Origin of the sequence: Janthinobacterium sp. Ant5-2-1, assembly GCF_001445815.1 — a bacterium.
Classification (GTDB): domain Bacteria; phylum Pseudomonadota; class Gammaproteobacteria; order Burkholderiales; family Burkholderiaceae_D; genus Janthinobacterium; species Janthinobacterium lividum_E.
This window is the reverse complement of sequence record NZ_LNCE01000056.1, coordinates 16,301-36,683: the sequence shown is the minus strand read 5'-3', so window position 1 is coordinate 36,683 and position 20,383 is coordinate 16,301. Positions and strand designations below refer to the sequence as shown.

Below are 20,383 nucleotides of genomic sequence, written 5' to 3'. Positions count from 1 at the left end.
TCAGTGTTCCTTCACGAGGATGGCGTTCAGCGATTCGAGTACGGTCAGGAAGGCCTGCTGCATCTGCTGCAGCAGGGCAGCGGCGCCCTCGGTGCTGCCGGCGCGGCCCAGCTTTTCCATCTCCTTGCACAGCTGCGCCAGGCCGTCGGCGCCCACGTTGGCGCTGCCCGACTTGAGGCTGTGCGCCACCTTGCGCAGCGCTTCCGCATCCGCGCCGGCAATCGCTGCGCGCATGGCGCTCAACTGGCGCGGCGTCTCGCTGGTAAAGGCGAGGATGACCCGTTCGAGCAGCGCATCGCCATCCATGCCGGACAGGGCGCGGATGTTTTCCAGCGCCTGCCGGTTCAGCGGCTGGCCGGCGGGCGCGGTCTCGGGCGTGGGGGGCGGCACCGCTGGTGGCGTTTGCAGCTCCGGCAATTCGCTGTGGTGCACGGTGGCCGCGCGCGGCAGGGTGATCCAGCGGGCGATCGTGTGACCCAGGTCCTGCTGCGTGAACGGTTTGCTCAGGTAGTCGTCCATGCCGGCCGCCAGGCACGCTTCGCGGTCGCCCTGCAGGGCATTGGCCGTGATGGCGACGATGGGCAGCACGCGCGCGTGGCCGCACTGCTGTTCGTGGCGGCGGATTTCCGCCGTGGCGGCAAAGCCATCCATCACGGGCATCTGGCAATCCATCAGGATCAAATCGAAATCCTCGGCCTGCGCCGCCTGCAAGGCCTGTTCGCCGTTGCGCGCGCAGACCACGTCCAGGCCCAGGCTGTCGAGCATGGCCAGCGCCACTTCCACGTTGACGGGATTGTCCTCGGCCAGCAGCACGCGGCGGCGCTGGCGCCGGCCCACCTGCCGCGCCGCATGGGGCGGATGGATGCGCATGCCTTCGCTGGCGCGCGGCGGCGTGACGATGCAGTCGAACAGGTCGCATTCGCGGGCCGGCTTGATCAGCTGGAAGGCCACGCCCGCCTCGCGCCGCTGCACCGGGTCGGCCGCCGCCGGTTCCGTGCTCAGCAGTAATAGTTTGAGCTCGGCCAGCAGCGGGTCGCTCTTGATGGTGGCGGCCAGGGCCAGGCCGCTGGTGCGCGGCAATTCCATGTCGAGCAGCGCCACGCCATACGGCGTGCCCGCCTGCGCGGCTGCGTGCAGCTTGGCCAGGCAGTCGCTGGCCGTGCCGGCGCTGTCGCTGACGATATGCCAGCTGGCCAGTTGCCGCTCCAGCACGGCGCGCGTGGCCGGTGTGTGGTCGACGATCAAGGCGCGTAACCCTCGCGTGGTTTTCAGGTTGAAGGACGGGTCGTCGCTGTCGACTCTCCGCTTATCGAAATTTACTTCGAACCAGAAGATCGATCCTTGCGTTAAAGCATTATCAACGCCGATAGTGCCGCCCATCAGTTCCACCAGCTGTTTCGAGATCGTCAGTCCCAGGCCCGTGCCGCCGTGCTTGCGCGTGGTCGAGCCGTCCGCCTGCGAGAACGATTCGAAGACGCGCGTCTGCGCTTCGCTCGATACGCCGATGCCCGTGTCGTGCACCTCGAAGCGCAAGCCCACGCTGGGCGCGTCTTCGCTGCAGACGGTCACTTTCACGGTGACCTTGCCCGTTTCCGTAAACTTGATGGCGTTGCCCAGCAGATTGACGATGATCTGGCGCAAACGGTTCGGGTCGCCGCAGATGGCGATGGGAATGTCGTAGGCGATGTCGAATTCCAGGCTGATGTTTTTCGCTTGCGCCTGCGGTGCGAACACGTGTTCTATATCGTCGAGCAATTCGCGGAAATTGAAGCGGATGTATTCCACGCTCAGCTTGCCCGCTTCGATCTTGGAAAAGTCGAGGATGTCGTTGATGATCACCAGCAAATTCTGTCCCGAGCGCTGCACCATGCTCGTGTAATGGCGCTGCTGCGGGCTCAAAGGGCTGGCCAGCAGCAGTTCCGTCATGCCCAGCACGCCATTCATCGGCGTGCGGATTTCATGGCTCATGGTGGCGAGGAAGGCGCTCTTCGCCTGGCTGGCCGCCTCGGCCGCATCCTTGGCCTTTTCCAGCTGCGCCGTGCGCACGCCCACCTGGCGTTCGAGCTGGTCGCGGTAATTGGCCAGGGTGCTGTCGCGGCTGTCGATCTGCGCCAGCATATCGTTGAAACTGTCGATCAGCACGCCCAGCTCGTCGCTGCGCTGGTGCGCGATGCGGTGGCTGTAGGTCTGGCTGCTCGACACTTTTTGCGCCGTATCGATCAGCTTGGTGATCGGTTCGGCAATCACGCTCTTGAAGCGCCGCGCGAGGAAGACGGCGATCAGGAAGGACAGCACGGTGGCGCCGCCGATGGCGCCCACGTGGCGGCCGATGTCGCGCCACATGTGGTTCAGGTCGGCCTCGATCAGCACGGCGCCAATCAGCTGCTGCGGCTCGCCTGGCCGGTAGACGGGGCGGTACAGACGCATGGCGGGCGCCAGGGCCGTGCCCGTGCCTTGCGTAATGGGCTGCACGGCGATGTCGGCCAGCAAGGCCGGGTCCAGGCCTTCCGGCGCTGCCAGGCCATCCGCATGCTGCGGCGCGCGGTACAGGGCGAACAGGCGCCCGTTCCGGTCGAACAGGGCCGCCTGGGCGATCTCGTCGCGCGCGGCCAGCGCGGCCAGCACCTGTTCCGCCTGCGGCTGAGCTGATTTCCCCGCCAGCAAGGGCGCCGCGCCGGCCGCACCGATCACGCCCGCCAGGGACAGCAACTGCTTGCCTTCATCGTCCTTGTGGCTGAGCACGGACGTCAGCGCAAACGCCACGAACACCAGCAGCAGCGCGCAGCCCGACGACAATACCGAAATCATGGTCAGCTTCTGGCTGATGCTGGAGCGTTGGAAATTGAACATGGTTGCGGCGCTTCTCCGGTCGGCCTGTTGACTGTTTTTTAATTTCCTATTGGAAAAATATAGACGCGAAGACACACCACGATATTGATGTGGGTCTAAGGAAGGAGAGGGGAGGGAAACTTATACGAGATGAAACAAATAGGGCGGTCCCGCAAGACCGCCCTCAAATTATTGCTGAGCTACAACACCTGACCCAGCCGTATCGAGCGGAAGGGAGAGGTGGCCGAGAAGCGCAACCGTACTAAAGTCCGGTGAGCATCGCAAGCCGCCTATACCGACGCGCAGTAGGCTGGGGCAGGTGTCACCACAACTAACAGCAGCCACCACGCTTACCGGCCCCACCGTAGCGGGCTTCCTGCCGTTCGCGGAAGAACTCTTCATACGTCATCATCGGCTCGCCGGGATGGGTGACTTCCCGGTGCGCCACATAGGTGTCGTACTCGGGCAAGCCGCACATGAGCCGCATGCTTTGCCCCAGATACCGTCCAGCCTTGATGATTTCATCGATCATCATTGCACCGTGGGCAAGGCCTGGAACGGCGTTTCCTTGGTGCTCGGCTTGCTGTCGGCGCGCGCCTTCATGATGGTGCGGATGCCGAAGAACAGCACGCTGACGACGACCACCACGAAGAAGGCGGCCAGGCCGGCGTCCAGGTAATCGTTGAAGATGATCTGCTGCATCTGCGCCACCGACTTGGCCGGTGCCAGCAGGGTGCCTTCATCGAGCGCCGCCGAATATTTCTTGGCGTGTGCGAGGAAGCCGACGCGCGGGTTGGCGTCGAAAATCTTTTGCCAGCCCGCCGTCAGGGTGCACAGCAGCAGCCAGATCGTCGGCGTGATGGTGACCCACGCATACTGGCCACGTTTCATCTTGAACAGCACGCACGTGCCGAGGATCAGCGCAATTGCCGCCAGCATCTGGTTGGCGATGCCGAACAGCGGCCACAAGGTGTTGATGCCGCCTAATGGATCGACCACGCCCTGGTACAGGAAATAGCCCCAGGCCGCCACGCACAGGCCCGTGGCCAGCAGGTTGGCGATGACGTTTTCCGTTTGTTTCAAGGCTGGCACGAAGCTGCCCAGCAAGTCTTGCAGCATGAAGCGGCCGGCGCGCGTGCCCGCATCGACTGCCGTCAGGATGAACAGCGCTTCGAACAGGATGGCGAAGTGGTACCAGAAGGCCATCATGGCCTTGCCGCCGATGGCACCCGAGAGAATCTGGGCCATGCCGACGGCCAGGGTCGGTGCGCCGCCGGCGCGCGAGATGATGCTGTGCTCGCCAACGTCCTTGGCCGTCTGCGTCAACATTTCTGGCGTGACATAGAAGCCCCACTGCGAGATCGCCTGTGCGGCCGACTCTGCCGTGGTGCCGATCAGGGCGGCCGGGCTGTTCATGGCGAAATAGATGCCCGGCTCGATGGTCGAGGCGGCCACCAGGGCCATGATGGCAACAAACGATTCCATCAGCATGGCGCCATAGCCGATGAAGCGGGCGTGGCTTTCGTTTTCAATCATCTTCGGCGTGGTGCCCGAGGAAATCAGTGCGTGGAAGCCGGAGACGGCGCCGCAGGCAATCGTAATGAAGAGGAAGGGGAACAGATTGCCCGACCAGACGGGGCCGGAGCCGTCGATGAACTTGGTCATGGCCGGCATTTTCAGGTAGGGCGCGACGACGATGATGCCGATGGCCAGGCCCAGGATGGTGCCGATCTTCAGGAAAGTGGACAGGTAGTCGCGCGGCGCCAGCAGCAGCCACACGGGCAGGACCGAGGCGATGAAGCCGTAGCCGATCAGCATCCACGTCAGTTCCGTGCCCGTGAACGTGAACATCGGGCCCAGCACAGCGTGTTCCTGCACGTACTGGCCGCCGATGATGGCCAGCATCAGCAAGACGAAGCCGATGATGGAGATTTCGCCGATGCGGCCCACGCGGATGAAGCGCGAATACACGCCCATGAACAGGGCGATGGGAATCGTCGCCATCACGGTGAAGCTGCCCCATGGGGAGCCGGTCAGCGCCTTGACGACGATCAATGCCAGCACGGCCAGGATGATGACCATGATCATGAAGCAGCCGAGCAAGGCGATCATGCCTGGGATTTCGCCCAGTTCAGCCTTGATCAGGTCGCCCAGGGAGCGGCCGTCGCGGCGCATGGAAATGAACAGCACGATGAAATCCTGCACGGCGCCGGCAAACACGACGCCCGCCAAAATCCACAACATGCCGGGCAGATAGCCCATCTGCGCGGCCAGTACGGGGCCGACGAGGGGACCGGCGCCGGCAATCGCCGCGAAATGGTGGCCGAACAGCACATATTTGTTGGTCGGCACGTGGTCGAGGCCATCGTTGTGCTTGAAGGCCGGCGTCATGCGGCGTGCGTCCAGGCCCAGCACCTTGTCGGCGATGAACAGGCTGTAGAAACGGTAGGCGATCAGATAGACGCAGACGGCGGCGATGACGATCCAGATCGCACTGATCGGTTCGCCACGTTGCAGGGCGACGACGCCCAGGGACCCGGCGCCTGCCAGCGCAAGCGCTGCCCAGCCGAGCTGTTTGAAAATGCGGTTCATGCTTCCTCCAGAGATGTGACGGGCGCTGTGCCGTGCGAAGATGTGTGCTGCCGAGCCTGGTCGTCGCCAGTTTGGGTGTGGATTGGGTTTATCTGCAGCTTATGGCGAGTATTCAGGAATCGTATAATTGCCGCAAGCGCAGCACTACGCAGTAACGCTCAGTATTACTACGCAGACCGATTGCCGCGCCGCGACGTAAAATCACGCATTCCCACCAGCATCGACGCCGCCGGAGCGCGCAAGGCCATGAAACTCAGACAGAAAGTCATCTTCCTGGCCCTCACGCCGCTCATCCTCGCCCTGTGCGCCATCGCGTTTGCCGTGCGGCACCAGGCGATTACCCTGGCGGAACAACAGCGCGCCACCATCCAGCAAGCATATTTGGCCAGCAAGGAAGCCGAGCTCAAGCATTACGTGACCCTGGCCAGCCATTCCATCGCGTCCCTGTACCAGTCGGGACGCAAGGATGACGCCACGCAAGAGGAGGCCAAGCGCATCCTGTCCGCCCTCAGCTATGGCGACGATGGCTATTTCTTCATCTATGATTTGCAGGGCAAGTCGCTGATGCATCCGCGCCAGCCCGAGCTGGTAGGGCAGAACCTGTGGGAATTGCGCGACGCCGAAGGCAATTTGACCATCCAGCGCCTGATGCAGCGGGCCAAGAGCGGCGGCGGTTTCGAGCGCTACAACTGGATCAAGCCGTCGACGAACAAGTCCGCGCCCAAGCTCGGCTATGTGATCCTGATGCCGGAATGGGGCTGGATGATGGGGACCGGTATTTATATGGATGACGTGGACCAGGCGCTGGCCAAGGTCGATGCCCAGCAATCGCGCAATATCCGCTCGACCATGGAGCTGATCGCCGCCATCGCCATCCTCGGCTCCCTGCTGGTGGCCGCCTGCGGCCTCGTGTTGAACTTGCGCGAATTGAGGGTGGCGGACGCCAAGCTGAAAGTGCTGGCGCAGCGCGTGGTCGAGTCGCAGGAGGAAGAGCGGGCGCGGCTGTCGCGCGACTTGCATGACGGCATCAGCCAGTGGCTCGTCTCCATCAAGCTGCAGATCGAGGCGGGCATCGCGCGCCTGGGCGGCAATGCAGAACAGAAAGACAAGGCGCCCGCCACCTTCGAGCGGGCCGCCGAGCAATTGAACAAGGTGCTGGGCGAGGTACGGCGCATTTCGCACAACCTGCGCCCGGCCATTTTGGATGACTTGGGCCTGGCCGCCGCGCTCGATCACCTCGTGCATGAATTCAATGACAGCAGCAGCGCGCAAGCCAGTTTCACGGCCAGCCCCGCAGCGGCGGGCGAGGGCTTGCCCGACATGGTGAATACCGTGCTGTTCCGCATCGCCCAGGAAGCGCTGACCAATTGCGAGCGCCATGCCCACGCCCGCGGCGTGGAAGTGAGCCTGCACGAGGCGGGCAAGGCCGTGGAGTTGCGCATCCAGGACAATGGCGGCGGCTTCGATTTCGACGGCATCGCCCTGCACCCGCAGCGTGGCATCGGCCTGCGCAACATGACGGAACGCATGGAAGCCATCGGCGGCAGCCTGCACATCACCTCGTCTCCGGCCGGCACCGTGGTGCTGGCGCGGCTCGAGCTTTCCTCCACATTAAAATAGAGAACCATGACCGAGAAGATCAACATCCTGCTGGTGGACGACCACCCCCTCGTGCGCGACGGCTTGCGCGCGCGCCTGGAAGCGGTGGCGCATTTCGACGTGGTGGCCGAGGCGGGCGGCGCCGACGAGGCGTTGAGTCAGGCGCGCACGCACCAGGTGGACCTCGTGCTGATGGATATCAATATGCGCGGCACGAACGGCATTGAAGCAACGGCGCTGTTCAAGCAGGCGTTTCCGCAGATTGCCGTGCTGATCCTGTCCATGCACGACAAGCTCGAATATGTGTCGCAAGCCATCGCCGCCGGGGCGCGCGGCTATGTGCTCAAAGATGCTCCTGGTAAAGATATTGTGTTTGCCATCGAGACGGTGATGTCCGGAGGCATTTATTACAGCGCGGCGCTGGCGCGGCAGCTATCTCGGCCGCAAGTGCACGATTCCTTCCTCACGACGCGCGAGCAGCAGGTGCTGCAGCACATCGCCGGGGGGCAGTCGAACAAGCAGATCGCCCGTGCGCTCGACCTGAGCGTGCGCACGGTGGAGACGCACCGGCTGAACATCAAGCGCAAGCTCGGTATCGAAGGGCAGGCTGAATTGATCAAATACGCGGTCGAGCACGCGCATGGCGGCAGCGCCTGAGCAAGCGTGCGCGGCGCCGTGTTGTTGCCTAAGCCGCATGCCAGGCGGGTCTTGCGGGGGAATGTTCTTTTTGAACATCTATTGCCAAAATTAAACTGTTTCGTGGGTGAGATTCGGATAGAATGATTCTCGCTGTCGAGGGCATCCCTGTCGGGCCAGGGTTGCCAATGCTGGTCAGTTTATTTACTATGGCGCCCTACCCACACTGAGATACCGATGTCAGCGTCTGAATCAAACCTGTTTCCGTTGGTGGGATTACAAGCAGTGGCCAATGCTCATAACGAGTGGGTCGCTGTCACCCTGCATGGTCCGCAGGCCTGGACGGCGCCGCTGCTGGCCGCTGCCGATGCGTATGCCTTCCTGGCGCCGCTCGACTGCATCATTCCCCTGGCCGACCCGCATGGCGTGGACGAGGCCGTGCTGGCGCAACTGGCGCCGCAGCGCACCATTTTCCGCTTGCCGGCCCATCTCGCCGGCGACAAATCACTGCAGAAAAAATGCCGGCAATGGCGCGACGCCGGCTACCGCATCCTTCTCGATGGGGCCGATGCCAGCCCCGTGGTGGCGGCGCAAGTCGACGCGCGCGCGCTGAGCTTTGACGCGGCCGGTGCACGCCCGGCCCTGCATCAGCTGCTGCCCTTGCCGGGGCCGCACCTGGCCTACAACATCGCCGACGCGGGGCAGATTGCCGCATTGCAAGAACTCGGCGTGAGCTGGTTTGCCGGCGATTACGCCTTGCAGCATGCACGCCAACAAGGCGAACCGGACGACGCCACGTCGCGGCGGCGGCTGATGGCGCTGCTGGGTCTGCTGGCCCGCGATGCGGACGCGCACGAGCTGGAAGTGCCGCTCAAACAAGACCCGTCGCTCAGCTATCATTTATTGAAACTGGTCAATTCAGCCGCCTTCGGTTTCACGGCGCCGATTACCAGCTTCAGCCAGGCCATCACCTTGCTGGGCCGGCGCCAGCTGCAGCGCTGGCTGCAACTGCTGCTGTATGCGCGGCAACAGGACGATGGCAAGATCCACGCGCTGCTGCCGCTGGCGGCCGTGCGCGCGGCGCAGATGGAAGCGCTGTGCCAGCTGCGCGGCGGCGACCGCGACGCGCAGGACCTGGCCTTCATGGCGGGCGTGTTTTCCCTGCTCGACGTCTTGCTGGGCATGCCGATGCAAGAGATCATCGCCACCTTGAACCTGGCGCCGGAAGTGAGCGCCGCCTTGCTGGAACGCGACGGCGAGCTGGGCACCTTGCTGGCGCTGGTCGAAAGCGCCACGCCGCCGCCCGAGGGCTTGCGCCGCGCCGGCATCGATGGAGAAACCTATTGGCGCAGCCTGCTGCAGGCCTACCAATGGGCCATCCAGGTCAGCCGGAACCTCTAGCATGACCTTGTTTCCGGTGTCGGATTTCCTCGGTGACAGCGCCGCCCTGTGCGACGCCGTCGTGCGTTTGCGCGGCCCTGCGCTGGTAGCTGAGCTGGGGCGGATCGCCAGCACCGTGATGGCCAGCCCGCATGGCCAGTTCCTGCCCGCGGCCAGCACGGACGCCGCCGCGCCGGCCGCGCCGTTTCCCCGCGATACGCCCGCCTTGCTGCAGGAAGTCAGTTTCGATGGCCACTGCTTCGGCCATTACAGCGTGGCTGGCCGCCCGCTGTATAACGACGCCGACCGCCGCCACCTGGCCAGCCTGGCATCGCTGACGGCCGGCGTGCTGCAAGTGCATTCGCTGGCGCAACGCTCGACCCATGCCTACGCGCAAGTCGAAGCCTTGCTGGCGCAGCAGACGCAAATCCTCGACCAGTTGCACGAATCCGTGCTGACGATGGACTTGACGGGCTACATCACCAGCTGGAACAAGGGCGCCGAGCGTCTGTTCGGCTACACCTCGGTGGAAGCCGTGGGGCGCAACATCCTGTTCCTGTACGACGACGAAGACACGGGTTTCCACGACGCCTTCCTGGAGCAGGGCGGGCGCCTGATGGAGGTGCGGCGCCGAAAGAAGTCGGGCGAGATATTCTGGGCCAGCCTGTCCCTGTCGCCGCTGCAAGACCTGGACGACAAGCCCATCGGACTCATCGCCTACCTGACGGACATCACGGAACGCAAGCTGGCCGAAGAGCGGCTGCACCACCTGGCGTATTACGACCCGTTGACCAGCCTGCCCAACCGCACCTTGCTGGCCAAGCTGGTCGACCAGGCCCTCTCCGTGGCGCAGCGCAGCAAGATGCTTGGCTGCGTGCTGTTCATCGACCTGAACCGTTTTAAACTGATCAACGACACCCTGGGCCGGCGCATCGGCGATGAACTGCTGCGCCAGATCTCCCTGCGTTTCCGCCAGGTATTGCGCGACCAGGATCTGGTGGCGCGCCTGGGCGGCGATGAGTTCGCCGTCGGCCTGTTCGACATCGGCCAGCATTTCGAGGCCAGCATGGTGGCGCAAAAGCTGCTGTCCTCGCTGGTGGAGCCGTTCTTGATCGAAGGCCACGACCTGCGCGTGGGCGCCAGCATCGGCATCAGCGTCTATCCGCAAGACGGACAGGACGCGGAAACCCTGCTGCGCCTGGCCGACATTGCCATGTACCGCGCCAAGCAGGACAGCGGCGGTGAAGCGGAAAGCGTGGCCTTCTACAGCCAGGACATGAACCTGGGCATGCAGGCACGCATGCGCCTGGAAACGGGCTTGCGCCAGGCCCTGTCGGAACAGCAACTGCTGCTGCACTATCAGCCGAAATACGCCTTGGCGAGTGGCCGCATCATCGGCGCCGAAGCGCTGGTGCGCTGGCACCACCCGCAGCACGGCATGATCCCGCCCGCCGAGTTCATCCCCCTGGCCGAATCGACGGGCCTGGTGGTGCAAGTGGGTGAATGGGTGCTGGAAGCGGCCTGCGCCCAGGCGCAAGCATGGAAACTGGCCGGCCTGCCGCCGATCCGCCTGGCCGTCAACGTCTCCGCCCGCGAATTCACGGCAGCCTTGCCCGCCAGGGTAGCGGCGACCCTGGCCCGCTACGGCCTGGAAGCTACGTGGCTGGAACTGGAAATCACGGAAAGCACCCTGATGCACAACATCGAGAGGGTCATTGGCATCATGGACCGCATCACGTCGCTGGGCGTGGCGCTGTCCCTGGACGACTTCGGCACCGGTTACTCAAGCCTGTCCTATTTGAAGCGCTTCCCCATCGATACGTTAAAAATCGACCGATCATTTACCACCGGCATCCCCACCGACGCCAGTGACTGCGCCATCGCCAGCACCATCATCAGCATCGCCCAGCAGCTGCACCATAAAGTGATCGCGGAAGGCGTGGAAACGGCCGAGCAACTGGCCTTCCTGAAGAGTTCCGGCTGTGACGAAGTGCAGGGCTACCTGTTCTCGCGCCCATTGCCGGCAGGAGAGTTCGAACGGGCGCTGCGGGAAAACTGGGGCGTATAGTCCAAGCGTGCCCGCTCTTTCCTGTCAGGCAAACGGTGCTAGCCATTGGTAAGCCACCGACCTTTATGTATAATGCTGCCATCTGGAAGCGTGGCCGAGTGGTTGAAGGCACTAGTCTTGAAAACTAGCGACGGGTTACACTGTTCGTGAGTTCGAATCTCACCGCTTCCGCCAAGTACATAAAAAATTCGTGAGTATACTCAACCTATATTCCACCGAATTTCATTGAAAATCAACGACTTAGCTTGATTTTCGTCCCGCCGAGTCACAGATTCGGTGATATCCAAAAACGCTCTCGCAGAATGATGCGTAGGCTAAATTGTAGGTATGATGCGGTTTTTCTCAAAACCGTACCTACAGGATATCGCATGGCCATCAATACCCTTACCGACGCAGACTGCCGGCGCGCAACGCCGAACGACGGCAAGCTGCGCAAGCTCTTCGATGGCCACGGCCTGATGCTGGCAGTCCTGCCAAGCGGAAACAAGGTTTGGCGCATGGCCTATCGCAACGACGAGGGCAAGCAGCAGACTGCCGTCATCGGCCCGTATCCCCTGATCGGCCTCAAGGAAGCACGCGAGCGCCGCGACGTTTTGCGTTTGAAACTGATCGACGGGGTAGACCTCAAGCCCAAGCGCAAGGCAAGCAGTCCATCCATTACCCTTGATGCCGCCATCGATACCTACTGGGCCGGGCGCACGGACATCAGCGCCGGCTACAAGGCAAATGCACTGCGCGCGCTGGCCATGTACGTCTCGCCGACGCTGGGCGCGAAAACTGTGCGTGAAATTACCAAGGAAGACTTGATGGCCGCGCTGCGCCCGATGGATGCCGCCGGCCTGTCCGTCTACGTCCGGCGGGTGCGCATGTGGGTGGGCCAGGTGCTCGACTGGTCCATCCAGCACGGCCACTGCGAAGAGAACCCCGCATCGAACATCAATTCGAAGGTCGCCTTTTCCCGCAAGCCGCGCGAAGGCTTCGCCGCCCTGGCATTGGCCGAGGTGCATCCATTCATGGAGCGCTTGGACCTGGAAGATGAAATTCAGTCTGTGCTGGCCTGCAAGCTGCTGGCGTTGACGTGGACGCGCACGGACGAGTTGCGGCGCATGACCTGGGCGGAAGTGGAGGGCGATGTCTGGCGGATACCGGGCAAGCGCATGAAGAAGGGCCGCGAACATCTGGTGCCGCTGTCATCCCAGGCGCTGGACCTGCTGGCGGAAATGAAGCTGCGTTCGCGGGGTAGCATTTACGTTTTCCCGAACGACCGGGGCGGCAGCCGCCCCATGAGTGAAAACGCGATTCTTTACCTCATTCACCGTATCGGCTTCAAGGGCAAGATGACGGGCCACGGCTGGCGCAAGGTCGGTTCTACCTGGGCCAACGAGCACGAGTACAACTCGGATCACGTCGAGGTGCAGCTCGCGCACAAGGACGGCGGCGTGCGCGGGGTCTACAACTCAGCGGAGTACCTGAAGCAGCGACGCGTGATGCTTCAGGCCTTCGCTGACTGGCTATTAAAGCAGCCTGATCCCAGCGGCTTGGAGCGTTGAAAGGCGCCATCCCAGCGTGCGCTGGGTTATGGAGACGTCCGCCGGCGGCAGCTTGTTCTCCTTCACCCATCTGCGCAGCGTCTCCGAAGTGACGCCCAGCATTTTGTATAAGTCCTGGCGGTAAATAATTCGGTCTTCGTTCATTATTTGATTCCTTTCGTGGTGGGGTTTTTCTTGCGCTGGGCTGCTTCTGTATGGCCGGCTTTGCTTTGCACCGCCAAGGCGAATGCTTCGGCCTCGGTGTGGTGCGGTACTTCGACGCCAGGCTTGCGGTAGTCGCGCAGCCGGCAGAATTCTTTGTATTGGTCCATTTTCGTAATCTCCTTCTAATCCGTGCATCCACAATCGGTTAAGGCATCATCGAAGGGGAATAGCTCCCCGTGATTCATCGCCATGTCGTACATCGCTTGATAGCTGGGCCTGTCCTTGCGGAACCAGCCGCCAGCACCCGATCCGGCCGTTTGTGCGTTCTTTTCCTGCTGTATCCACCACAGGGCGCGGCTTGGCTTTTCGCGGATCAGGGATAGCACTTGGTTGCCGCCTTTCAGGAAGCACAGATCGCAGTTGCCGTGCATTGTCTTGCCGCTCATATTCGGCAGGCCCAGATCAAAGTCTTGTGCTGCCCAAAACGCGCTGACGTCGGCCACGGTCAGTCCGGCCGCCGCCAGGGGCGCCTCTTTCACCTCGTGCTTGCCGTAGTCCTGCGTCGACAGCCGCGCCACGCGCAAGGGCTCGTCGGCGCGCATCCCGATAAACGTGGTCCACTCGACCAGGCCTATCGACTTCAAATAGCGCTGCATTGGGCGCACCTTGAGTTCAGCCGTGCAAAAGCGGGCCACAGGGTTCGGCAGGAATTTCTTTTCGTCGTGCAGATCGGCGAACGGCTCGCCGCGGCGGCTGGCCGTGGTGAAGTCCACGATGGCAAATTCCTTGCCGCGCGCTTCGTTGCGAGGACGGTTTTCTATCCAGACGATGGGAACGCCCCAGCGCTCGCCGCAATCGCGCACGAATTCAAGGGTTGCCTCTTCTTCCTTGCCGGTGTTGGCGAAGCAAACCACCACGTTAGCCGGCAGCGTGCCGCCGTAGGCCTGAATCGTCATCCACAGCATCATGCCGCTGGTGCGGCCGCCGCTGAACGAAATGACGCCCGGGCCGTCGAACAGGAATAGCCTGTCCATGCGGGAAGCTGTCATGCTTGGCACCCGATAGGCGCGACAGCATTCTTGACCGCCTCGATGGCGCCCAGCGGCACGGCCCGGAACATGCCAGCCCACTGGTGGTCCAGCTCCACCCAGGCGTGCAGCTCGCCATTGCCCACGTCGCGGCGTAGGTCGTTGACGGTGCCGGCCTGGTAGCCTTCGTCGGTATCGAACGTTACGCGGTCGCCCAGGGCGATTTGCCGCGGTGAATCGGTCAGGGTGGTCAGCATTGCGGTGCTCCTTTCAGTTTGGCGGTAACGCCACACACGCCGTAGCGGTCGATGGCGGCGTCGATCACGTCGCCGCTGGATGCGGCAACCTCAAAAAATTCAAAGCGTTCGGTTTGCGTGCGAACGATCACGGCATAGGTGCTCATGTGCCATTTCCTTCTTGGGGCGGGGTGTCGGGGAGGATCAGCCGGGGCCACGGGCAGGCGTTGACGGCCGCCCAAGCGGCAATCACGGCTGTTTTTGCCTCGTCGGGTAGGTCAGGCGCGGGCGCCGCCGGCGGCGTGGCCGGGGCCGGGCGGTCGGGGTGCGTACAGTTATTTACACGAGTCCGAGGAACGGCAACCCCAACAGCCACCCCGTGCCCGCCTGTGGCCTGTACCGGCGTCCAGGTGTGGCGCACGGACTTGAAGACCACACCGATCAGGTCGCTGCAGCGCACGCCGTAGGGCGTGATACGTTGTGTTTCGCCGTAACGGCCGATGACGGTCTTTTCGTCCTTGGCCAGGGTGACGACCAGTTCCTTGCGCGGCACCAGGGCGCCGCCTTGGGCGCGCAGGTATTCGGCCCAGCAGGCGCGCTTTTCGCCATCGATCTTTTGTACGGCGTCCCAGGCGCGGCGCATGGCGGCCGGCGCTTCATTGAGCATGCTTTCCTCGATGCGGCGCAGTTCGCGCCAGACGGTGACGGGCGCGCCGCCCCATTGCTGGAATTGACGGATGCCCCAGCACGCGGCCCAGGATTCGACGCGCGCCGATGGCGTCAGCTCGACATCGCCTTCGGTGTCGGACGTGACGACGTAGCCTTCCTTGGTTTTGTGGTCTGCCACACCGTCGATGTTCTTGGCCACGTACTTGGCGATATAGCCGGCGGCGCTACCCTTGGCCCAGTCGATGCGTTTGACGTCCAGGCGGCGCGCGAAGGCGCCCGGTTCGCCACGGTCCACGCGCCAGGCGTAGCGCTTCATGATGCGGATGGCGCGGCCTGCCACGTCCTGCAGGTGAGCCGTCTTGTATTTCGCGGTGGGGCGCACGAACAGCAGCAAATGCCAATGCGGGCAGCCATCGTGGTGCGGCTCGGCGATACGAAAGCCGTACAGGCCGATACCCCGGCGCGCCAGTGCGGAGCGGCACAGCGAGGTCATCTTGCCTAAATATGCATTGGCCTCGCGCGGCGTGGAGCCGTCGAACTTGTCGTTCGGCTTGCCGCTGTGCTGCATGGCGTGAAAGCGCGATGGGCACGTCCAGGTAATAAAAATGCCCTGGTCGCCGCACTCGCGGGCGATCTGCTCAAAGCCGTTGATGCGCAACATCAGTTCGCCCCGGCGTATGGCCTTGTTGGCCGTCGTTTTCTCGGCCAGCTCGGCAATGCTGAATTGCTGGCCGTTCTCGTTCTGCACCAGGGTGGCGGCCAGCGCTGCCGCGTTGCGGCGGTTTTGGGCCAGGCGCGACAGCACGGCGTCGTTGCTGGCGTAGGGTTCGCCGCGATAGTTCACGTAGCCCAGGCGGATATTGCCCGCTTCAAAGGCGCGCTTGACGCGCTTGCGCAGTTGGCGGCGCCACCAGCGGGCATCCACCAGGCGGGCGATGGTGTCGGTCAAGCAACGCGCCTTGGTCGGCAAGCTGCCCATCGAGGTGAACTACATTTTCGCCACTGAAGGGGGTTCCCGGCATTGCTGCGGCGCATCGCACACGCTCCCTTACTGGGCAGAACATTTTCTCAAGGCAGGGGCACGCTGATGCTGCGCCTGGCCAAAACCTGCGGCATCTGGCTGTTGTCGGTCTTGATCCTCATCACCCCCGGCGTGCTGCGGGCCATCGGCGCCATCAAGGACTGAACCATGCCGGCGTCCCTTATCGACAATCACCTGTCCTTCCAGCCTGCCACCGAGATTCTGGCCGCACGTGACAAGGATATGCCGACGCCACCGGGCGCCGGGCATGCGCGGGCTGCCATCGCCGAAGCCAAGGCCCAGCTGCGCAGCATCAAGCCGCGCAACCTGGCGCCCTTCATGGCCCAGGCCTGGGGATTGTCGCCGCGCGGCGCGCGCCGTTCGGTGCTGATCGCCGCCGGCATGGACGCCGACCGCTGGGAATCGCCCATCCACTCATTTACCGAAGAAGAGCGCATCGAACTGCGCGCTGCCACCTCTGCCGCTATCCGTGTGTACGAAAGACTGTTGAATGCAATCTAAACAAATCCTGTTGCCTGCCCCGCAACGCCACGAAGCCTTCTTGCGCTCTGCCCAGTTCGCGCCCGAGCTGGCCCGCATTCCCTACAAATGGCGCAACCGCGTCATCTCGGCCGCCATGGCAAAAATGGCCTGGTCGTCCTGGTACAAAGTCTATGAGTCCGTCGCCACCAGTTTTGTGCGCAAGTTCGCCGAGCAGTACGTGCCGGCCGGCGTCGACCTGTCGCAAAGCGACGCCGACATCGTGGCCACCGCCGAGCGCGCGGCTGACGGCGTGACCAAAATGCTGTGGATGGCCGTGTCCGACACGCACGCCCTGCAGATCATGGAAGACGAATGCGCCTCGTATGGCATCGAGCTGCCCGAGTTCGACACGATGGCTGGCGCGAAAAAGCCGTCACGCTCCAGTGCCTGCGCATCGCTGACGATAAAGGTCAGATTGGCAGCGCCGTAGGCGTGATAGGTCTTGGCAATCTCATGGATGCGTGCGGTCAGTGCCGTGATGCCGATGCCCGCTTTGGGTTGCAGCAGAAAACACGTTGGCGCCACGGGGACAATACAGTTTTGCAGGGGCGAGCGGATCGTGCTTGGTGCCGGGGATTTGTCGGCATGAATGGTGGCGTGCAGCGTGTTTTCCATCGGATTCCTTATTTCAGGTTGAACGAATCCCGCACGCTCAAAAAGGAGCGCTGCAGGGCACAGCAAAAGAGGGGAGTTACAGCGGCCGGGCTACGGCGGCGCGAGGATCGGGATAGTCGTCAGCAGTCCGCAGTCAGGTCCAGGGCCAGCTGGCTGGTGGCCGCCGTGCGCGCATGCTGGGACATCGGGATGCGGATATCGGTCTTGGGCATGGCGGACAGCGAGAGGGTGCGCAGCACTTCCAGGCCTGCCACGAAAGAGTGCCCGCAGTCCGGGTTCTGGCACATGTAGGTGATTTCCTTGAACATGGCGGACATCATGCGGCTCTTGACGGCGCGGACGGTGTTCTCGCAATGCGGGCAGGGCAGGCCGATGACTCTCATTTCAGCTTTCTTTCCACTTGGTACAGGGCGCGACCGCGACCTGTCATGTTTTTCGACTGTATGCGTAAGCGCGACTTGACGAGCCATTCAGCCGCCTGCTCGATACTTGCCAGCCCCTGGCGTTGGCGCACGAGTTCCAGCACCGCGCGCTCTTCGTCATTGAGGTTAATTTGATGGTCTGGCATTTTCTGTAACTTTAGAGTTGCTCAAAAGTGACTCGGTTTAAACGCTGCGACGCTGTACGCTGTCGATGGTGGCGTCATCCAAGGCGATCACGGCCAGGGCTTCACGCATCACGATCTGGCGCACCAGCACCGCAAGCTCTTCGCCTTGGTAGTTGGCGATCGAGGAAACGAGCTGATGCTCGTAATCGTCCAGGCGCAGCATGACGCGGTGGCTGCGGATACGTTTTGCATCGGGGTACATGGGCCTGCTCCTGTGCAGTTAAGCGTGATGGACAATGGACAATTCGACGAGTTCGGCCTCGTAAGAGTTCAGGCCACGGAGCAGCATCAAGCGCATGAAAGACGCCCGTGAACGGGAATCCTGTTGCGCAAACTTTTCGACGCGCTCAATCTCAGGAGGGAGCAAACGAATAGGGATGGGCTGCGAAAGTGGATTCTTTGGCTGCCGCGTCACTGGAGCGATAGTTGTCATAAGGTATGATTTGTATACGTCACATGGTAATGACGTAAATATAGTATGTCTAAGCATACTTGTCAATTGGAATGTATGGATAAAAATATTTTTGGTGATAGGCTCAAGCAGGAACGAACACGCCTCGGCTTGACGCAAGAGGCATTCGCTGCTGTTGGTGGTGTCAAGAAACTAGCTCAGATTTCTTACGAACAAGGCAAGACCTTGCCTGATGCCGGGTATCTGGTGGCTCTGTCGGGTATTGGCGTTGACATCGGATACGTCATGCTTGGTGTTCCGACAAGCGATGATTTGACCACCGATGAAAATGAACTTTTGATCGGCTATCGCAAGTTGGACTTGCGTGGCAAGGCACGAGTATTAGGTGTGGTTGAAGGAATTTCCGAACCCACGACTACACCGCTAACTAAATCGGGAGAGCGTACAAGCCACATGGTTGTTCATGGCAAAGTTGGGCAACAGATTCATGGAGATATTACGGCTCCCCAAACGATCAACGTTGGTCGCAAAAAAAAATCGCCAACGTAAATCGTGTCGAAAGGGCAGGTTCTCGTTGCTAAGGAGCGTAGGAACGTGGAAAGTTGCTGCTCTAGCCCCACTTCTCTTTGCTTGCTGCTGGCCGCAATATAAATGTGAAATGAAGGCTTCCACGGCCACAAGGTTTGTCAAAAATTCATGTTATTACGACGGGAAGCCGTATTCACTTGGTATCGTCATCGAGACGGCACACGGAGTCAAATGTGAGTGCGCCCCTACTTCCTCGGATGGTTTTCCAACCTGGGTGAGCGGTAACTGGAGTTAGCAATATTAGACCGGCTCATGGCTTTGCGGCAGATGACAGTGGCCGCCGTCGGCCAACAGCAGACATTGAAAACGTTAACTCATTGTGCGGTACAAGGCACCTAGAGGAGAGTCATGGCAGGAAAATTTTTGAGTCGAGGCGCGCTAGTCCACCTTATCAAGAGTCAGGAACGAACTAATGCTATTCAGAAGCGCGATGGATTAACCCAGCACCCGGTGCGAACAACTGTGTGCGGTTGCTCGGATCCTGACTGCGGTGGCTGGCATACCATACTGACTGAGAAAAACGTGCCAACCGAAGACGAGTGCAGGTCGATTTTGCAACACGAAAAGGCCAAAAGAAAGGCATAGTTGCGTATGGCCGATTCCGGCCAAAAGCGGACATCGACGCTAACGGGACTCTCGCTTTGCCTGAGATTTGGGTTTTGGTAGCGGCAGTTCCGCCGTGGTGCGCTGCGCAAGCTGTACTAGCCATTCTCGTTCATCCCATAGTTCACCGCTGATTAAATAGTACGGCTTGGCCTGCGGATAGGGCGGCGCTTCCTGCAGCGTGCCTTGTGTGCTGATCCAGGCTCGGCCCGCGTCCGTCGGCTTGATGAATAGCTGGTCGTCGGCGACGATGGCGAACATCTTGCCGTCGCAATACAGGCCATACTCGCCAAACATTTTTTTCGCGTTGACGCTGCCCGCGCCCGCCATCTGGTCGAGCAAAAAATCCACCGTGCCTTGCTGTGATGCCATGTTCTCCTCCGTATGAATGAATAGTTTAGCGCAAGCCATTTGCGTCGGCCGCCTTTTTTCGGTGGTGTACTGGCCAGGATCGGCCGTCGCGGCTACACTACGGAAATTAATTTTTTTGCATGACTTATTTTCCCATGACACTCCAGCATATTATTCACCGTGGCATCACTATCGCCACTCTGGCGGCTGACCAGTCCGTCGGCACCTATTGTGCACCGGGCCACACGGCCATCCGCCAGCAGGCCGACGGCTGGTGGCTGTATTTTGTCGACGAGGATGGCAAGGTCGACGGCTACGACAGCCCGTTCGCCAGCCATGCTGAGGCCCTGTGGGCGGCCAAATCCGCAGCCGAGTTCAGCGCGCAATGAAGGCCAGTCCGTGGGCTTTCCTGGGCTTGCAGCAAGCACCCGTGCCGGAAGCGGAAAGCGCGGTATACGGCGCCTGCCGCGCCGAACTTGACGGCAAGCGGCTGGTATTGCGCGTGGCTAAAACCACACCGACGAAAATCGGCCAATTCGTCACCGTCTGGATGCGCCCCCATCCCGACGCCGAGATCGCTCCGCTGGACGACGCCGATCCCGTCGATGTCGTCATCATTGCCGTCAACGACGGCGCGCAGCAAGGTTTTTTCATTTTCCCTCGCAGCGTGTTGCTGGAACGGGGGGTGATGTCGCGCGCCGGCCAAGGCGGCAAGCGCGCGCTGCGCGTGTATCCGCCGTGGTGTACGCCAGAATCGGGCCAAGCACTGCGCACGCAGCGTTGGCAGGCTGCCTGTTTTGTGGTGGCGGGGGATCAGCTGCTGCTGGGGCGGCTGGTGTTTTCGCTACCCACCGCCACACTCGGGTGACAGTTGGAGTGATGGGCCGTTATTCAACGCCGAAATCGTGTCGG

General features: G+C 61.9%; 22 protein-coding genes, 1 tRNA gene and 1 pseudogene. 12 read left to right on the top strand and 12 right to left on the bottom strand.

Going from position 1 to position 20,383, the window contains the following annotated elements; genetic code table 11:
* The 3 genes from ASN89_RS18600 to ASN89_RS18590 all read right to left on the bottom strand — a co-directional run bounded on the left by ASN89_RS18600 (position 1) and on the right by ASN89_RS18590 (position 5,421).
* Complete coding sequence (locus ASN89_RS18600) at positions 1–2,850, bottom strand: hybrid sensor histidine kinase/response regulator (RefSeq protein WP_058050305.1); 2,850 nt, start codon at positions 2,848–2,850, stop codon at positions 1–3.
* Positions 2,851–3,160: 310 nt separating this feature from the next.
* Positions 3,161–3,361 (bottom strand): YbdD/YjiX family protein, encoded by a 201-nt coding sequence (locus tag ASN89_RS18595; RefSeq protein WP_010396213.1) that lies wholly within the window; start codon positions 3,359–3,361, stop codon positions 3,161–3,163.
* Positions 3,361–5,421: a carbon starvation CstA family protein gene (locus ASN89_RS18590; protein WP_046682339.1), complete on the bottom strand. Its 2,061-nt coding sequence runs from the start codon at positions 5,419–5,421 to the stop codon at positions 3,361–3,363. Before ASN89_RS18590 ends, ASN89_RS18595 begins: the two co-directional genes overlap by 1 nt.
* A gap of 246 nt (positions 5,422–5,667) precedes the next feature.
* Between ASN89_RS18590 and ASN89_RS18585 the strand changes: the two genes are divergently transcribed.
* The 6 genes from ASN89_RS18585 (at position 5,668) to ASN89_RS18560 (ending at position 12,654) form a co-directional block, all read left to right on the top strand.
* Positions 5,668–7,041: a cache domain-containing protein gene (locus ASN89_RS18585; RefSeq protein WP_046682518.1), complete on the top strand. Its 1,374-nt coding sequence runs from the start codon at positions 5,668–5,670 to the stop codon at positions 7,039–7,041.
* 6 nt (positions 7,042–7,047) lie between these two features.
* A complete protein-coding gene (locus ASN89_RS18580) occupies positions 7,048–7,677 on the top strand; it encodes a response regulator transcription factor (RefSeq protein WP_046682340.1) in 630 nt (209 codons plus the stop codon).
* Between the two features lie 264 nt (positions 7,678–7,941).
* Entirely contained in the window at positions 7,942–9,057 is a 1,116-nt protein-coding gene (locus ASN89_RS18575) for an EAL and HDOD domain-containing protein (RefSeq protein ID WP_321166384.1), read from the top strand.
* 1 nt (position 9,058) lies between these two features.
* Positions 9,059–11,104 (top strand): putative bifunctional diguanylate cyclase/phosphodiesterase, encoded by a 2,046-nt coding sequence (locus ASN89_RS18570; protein ID WP_058050303.1) that lies wholly within the window; start codon positions 9,059–9,061, stop codon positions 11,102–11,104.
* 84 nt (positions 11,105–11,188) lie between these two features.
* Positions 11,189–11,278, top strand: a tRNA-Ser gene (locus ASN89_RS18565).
* Between the two features lie 194 nt (positions 11,279–11,472).
* Complete coding sequence (locus ASN89_RS18560; protein WP_058050302.1) at positions 11,473–12,654, top strand: tyrosine-type recombinase/integrase; 1,182 nt, start codon at positions 11,473–11,475, stop codon at positions 12,652–12,654.
* A gap of 143 nt (positions 12,655–12,797) precedes the next feature.
* Here ASN89_RS18560 and ASN89_RS29050 read toward each other — a convergent pair whose 3' ends face one another.
* The 5 genes and pseudogenes from ASN89_RS29050 to ASN89_RS18545 form a co-directional block, all read right to left on the bottom strand.
* On the bottom strand, positions 12,798–12,965 hold the full coding sequence (locus ASN89_RS29050) for a hypothetical protein (protein WP_161911783.1): 168 nt from the start codon (positions 12,963–12,965) through the stop codon (positions 12,798–12,800).
* Between the two features lie 15 nt (positions 12,966–12,980).
* The gene (locus ASN89_RS18555; protein ID WP_235502011.1) at positions 12,981–13,847 is read right to left on the bottom strand and encodes a phosphoadenosine phosphosulfate reductase family protein; all 867 of its coding nucleotides are present in this window, start codon (positions 13,845–13,847) and stop codon (positions 12,981–12,983) included.
* Positions 13,844–14,083 carry a hypothetical protein gene (locus tag ASN89_RS18550; protein ID WP_058050300.1) on the bottom strand — a complete coding sequence of 80 codons (240 nt, stop codon included), beginning with the start codon at positions 14,081–14,083 and terminating at the stop codon, positions 13,844–13,846. The genes ASN89_RS18555 and ASN89_RS18550 overlap by 4 nt, the downstream gene beginning before the upstream one ends.
* Positions 14,077–14,229 carry a hypothetical protein gene (locus ASN89_RS29330; RefSeq protein WP_175539401.1) on the bottom strand — a complete coding sequence of 51 codons (153 nt, stop codon included), beginning with the start codon at positions 14,227–14,229 and terminating at the stop codon, positions 14,077–14,079. The genes ASN89_RS18550 and ASN89_RS29330 overlap by 7 nt, the downstream gene beginning before the upstream one ends.
* A 20-nt stretch (positions 14,230–14,249) precedes the next feature.
* Positions 14,250–15,710: pseudogene (locus ASN89_RS18545) on the bottom strand (replication endonuclease); the annotation flags it as partial.
* Positions 15,711–15,920: 210 nt separating this feature from the next.
* On the opposite strand from ASN89_RS18545, the gene ASN89_RS29535 reads away from it, so the two are divergent.
* Together ASN89_RS29535 and ASN89_RS18535 are read left to right on the top strand one after the other, a co-directional pair.
* On the top strand, positions 15,921–16,274 hold the full coding sequence (locus ASN89_RS29535) for a hypothetical protein (RefSeq protein WP_235502009.1): 354 nt from the start codon (positions 15,921–15,923) through the stop codon (positions 16,272–16,274).
* A complete protein-coding gene (locus ASN89_RS18535) occupies positions 16,264–16,725 on the top strand; it encodes a hypothetical protein (RefSeq protein WP_152988615.1) in 462 nt (153 codons plus the stop codon). The genes ASN89_RS29535 and ASN89_RS18535 overlap by 11 nt, the downstream gene beginning before the upstream one ends.
* Positions 16,726–17,029: 304 nt before the next feature.
* On the opposite strand, the gene ASN89_RS18530 is transcribed toward ASN89_RS18535, so the two are convergent.
* From ASN89_RS18530 to ASN89_RS18520, 3 genes are read right to left on the bottom strand one after another with little or no spacing between them, the layout of a single operon-like run.
* Positions 17,030–17,293, bottom strand: a complete 264-nt coding sequence (locus tag ASN89_RS18530) for an ogr/Delta-like zinc finger family protein (protein ID WP_082654639.1) — start codon at positions 17,291–17,293, stop codon at positions 17,030–17,032.
* Positions 17,290–17,478 (bottom strand): hypothetical protein, encoded by a 189-nt coding sequence (locus ASN89_RS18525; RefSeq protein ID WP_058050298.1) that lies wholly within the window; start codon positions 17,476–17,478, stop codon positions 17,290–17,292. The genes ASN89_RS18530 and ASN89_RS18525 overlap by 4 nt, the downstream gene beginning before the upstream one ends.
* Positions 17,479–17,515: 37 nt before the next feature.
* Positions 17,516–17,719, bottom strand: coding sequence for a hypothetical protein (locus ASN89_RS18520; RefSeq protein WP_035820909.1), 204 nt, complete (start codon positions 17,717–17,719; stop codon positions 17,516–17,518).
* Positions 17,720–18,025: 306 nt separating this feature from the next.
* On the opposite strand from ASN89_RS18520, the gene ASN89_RS18510 reads away from it, so the two are divergent.
* Positions 18,026–18,478: a helix-turn-helix domain-containing protein gene (locus ASN89_RS18510; protein ID WP_058050296.1), complete on the top strand. Its 453-nt coding sequence runs from the start codon at positions 18,026–18,028 to the stop codon at positions 18,476–18,478.
* Positions 18,393–18,752, top strand: coding sequence for a DUF1496 domain-containing protein (locus tag ASN89_RS29865; RefSeq protein ID WP_152988614.1), 360 nt, complete (start codon positions 18,393–18,395; stop codon positions 18,750–18,752). The genes ASN89_RS18510 and ASN89_RS29865 overlap by 86 nt, the downstream gene beginning before the upstream one ends.
* 389 nt (positions 18,753–19,141) lie before the next feature.
* Here the strand turns inward: ASN89_RS29865 and ASN89_RS18505 are convergent, their stop codons facing one another.
* Positions 19,142–19,492 carry a TfoX/Sxy family protein gene (locus ASN89_RS18505; protein ID WP_058050323.1) on the bottom strand — a complete coding sequence of 117 codons (351 nt, stop codon included), beginning with the start codon at positions 19,490–19,492 and terminating at the stop codon, positions 19,142–19,144.
* A gap of 134 nt (positions 19,493–19,626) precedes the next feature.
* Between ASN89_RS18505 and ASN89_RS18500 the strand changes: the two genes are divergently transcribed.
* Positions 19,627–19,860: a hypothetical protein gene (locus tag ASN89_RS18500; RefSeq protein ID WP_058050322.1), complete on the top strand. Its 234-nt coding sequence runs from the start codon at positions 19,627–19,629 to the stop codon at positions 19,858–19,860.
* A complete protein-coding gene (locus tag ASN89_RS18495) occupies positions 19,857–20,339 on the top strand; it encodes a MepB family protein (RefSeq protein ID WP_058050295.1) in 483 nt (160 codons plus the stop codon). Before ASN89_RS18500 ends, ASN89_RS18495 begins: the two co-directional genes overlap by 4 nt.
* Positions 20,340–20,383: the final 44 nt, after the last annotated feature.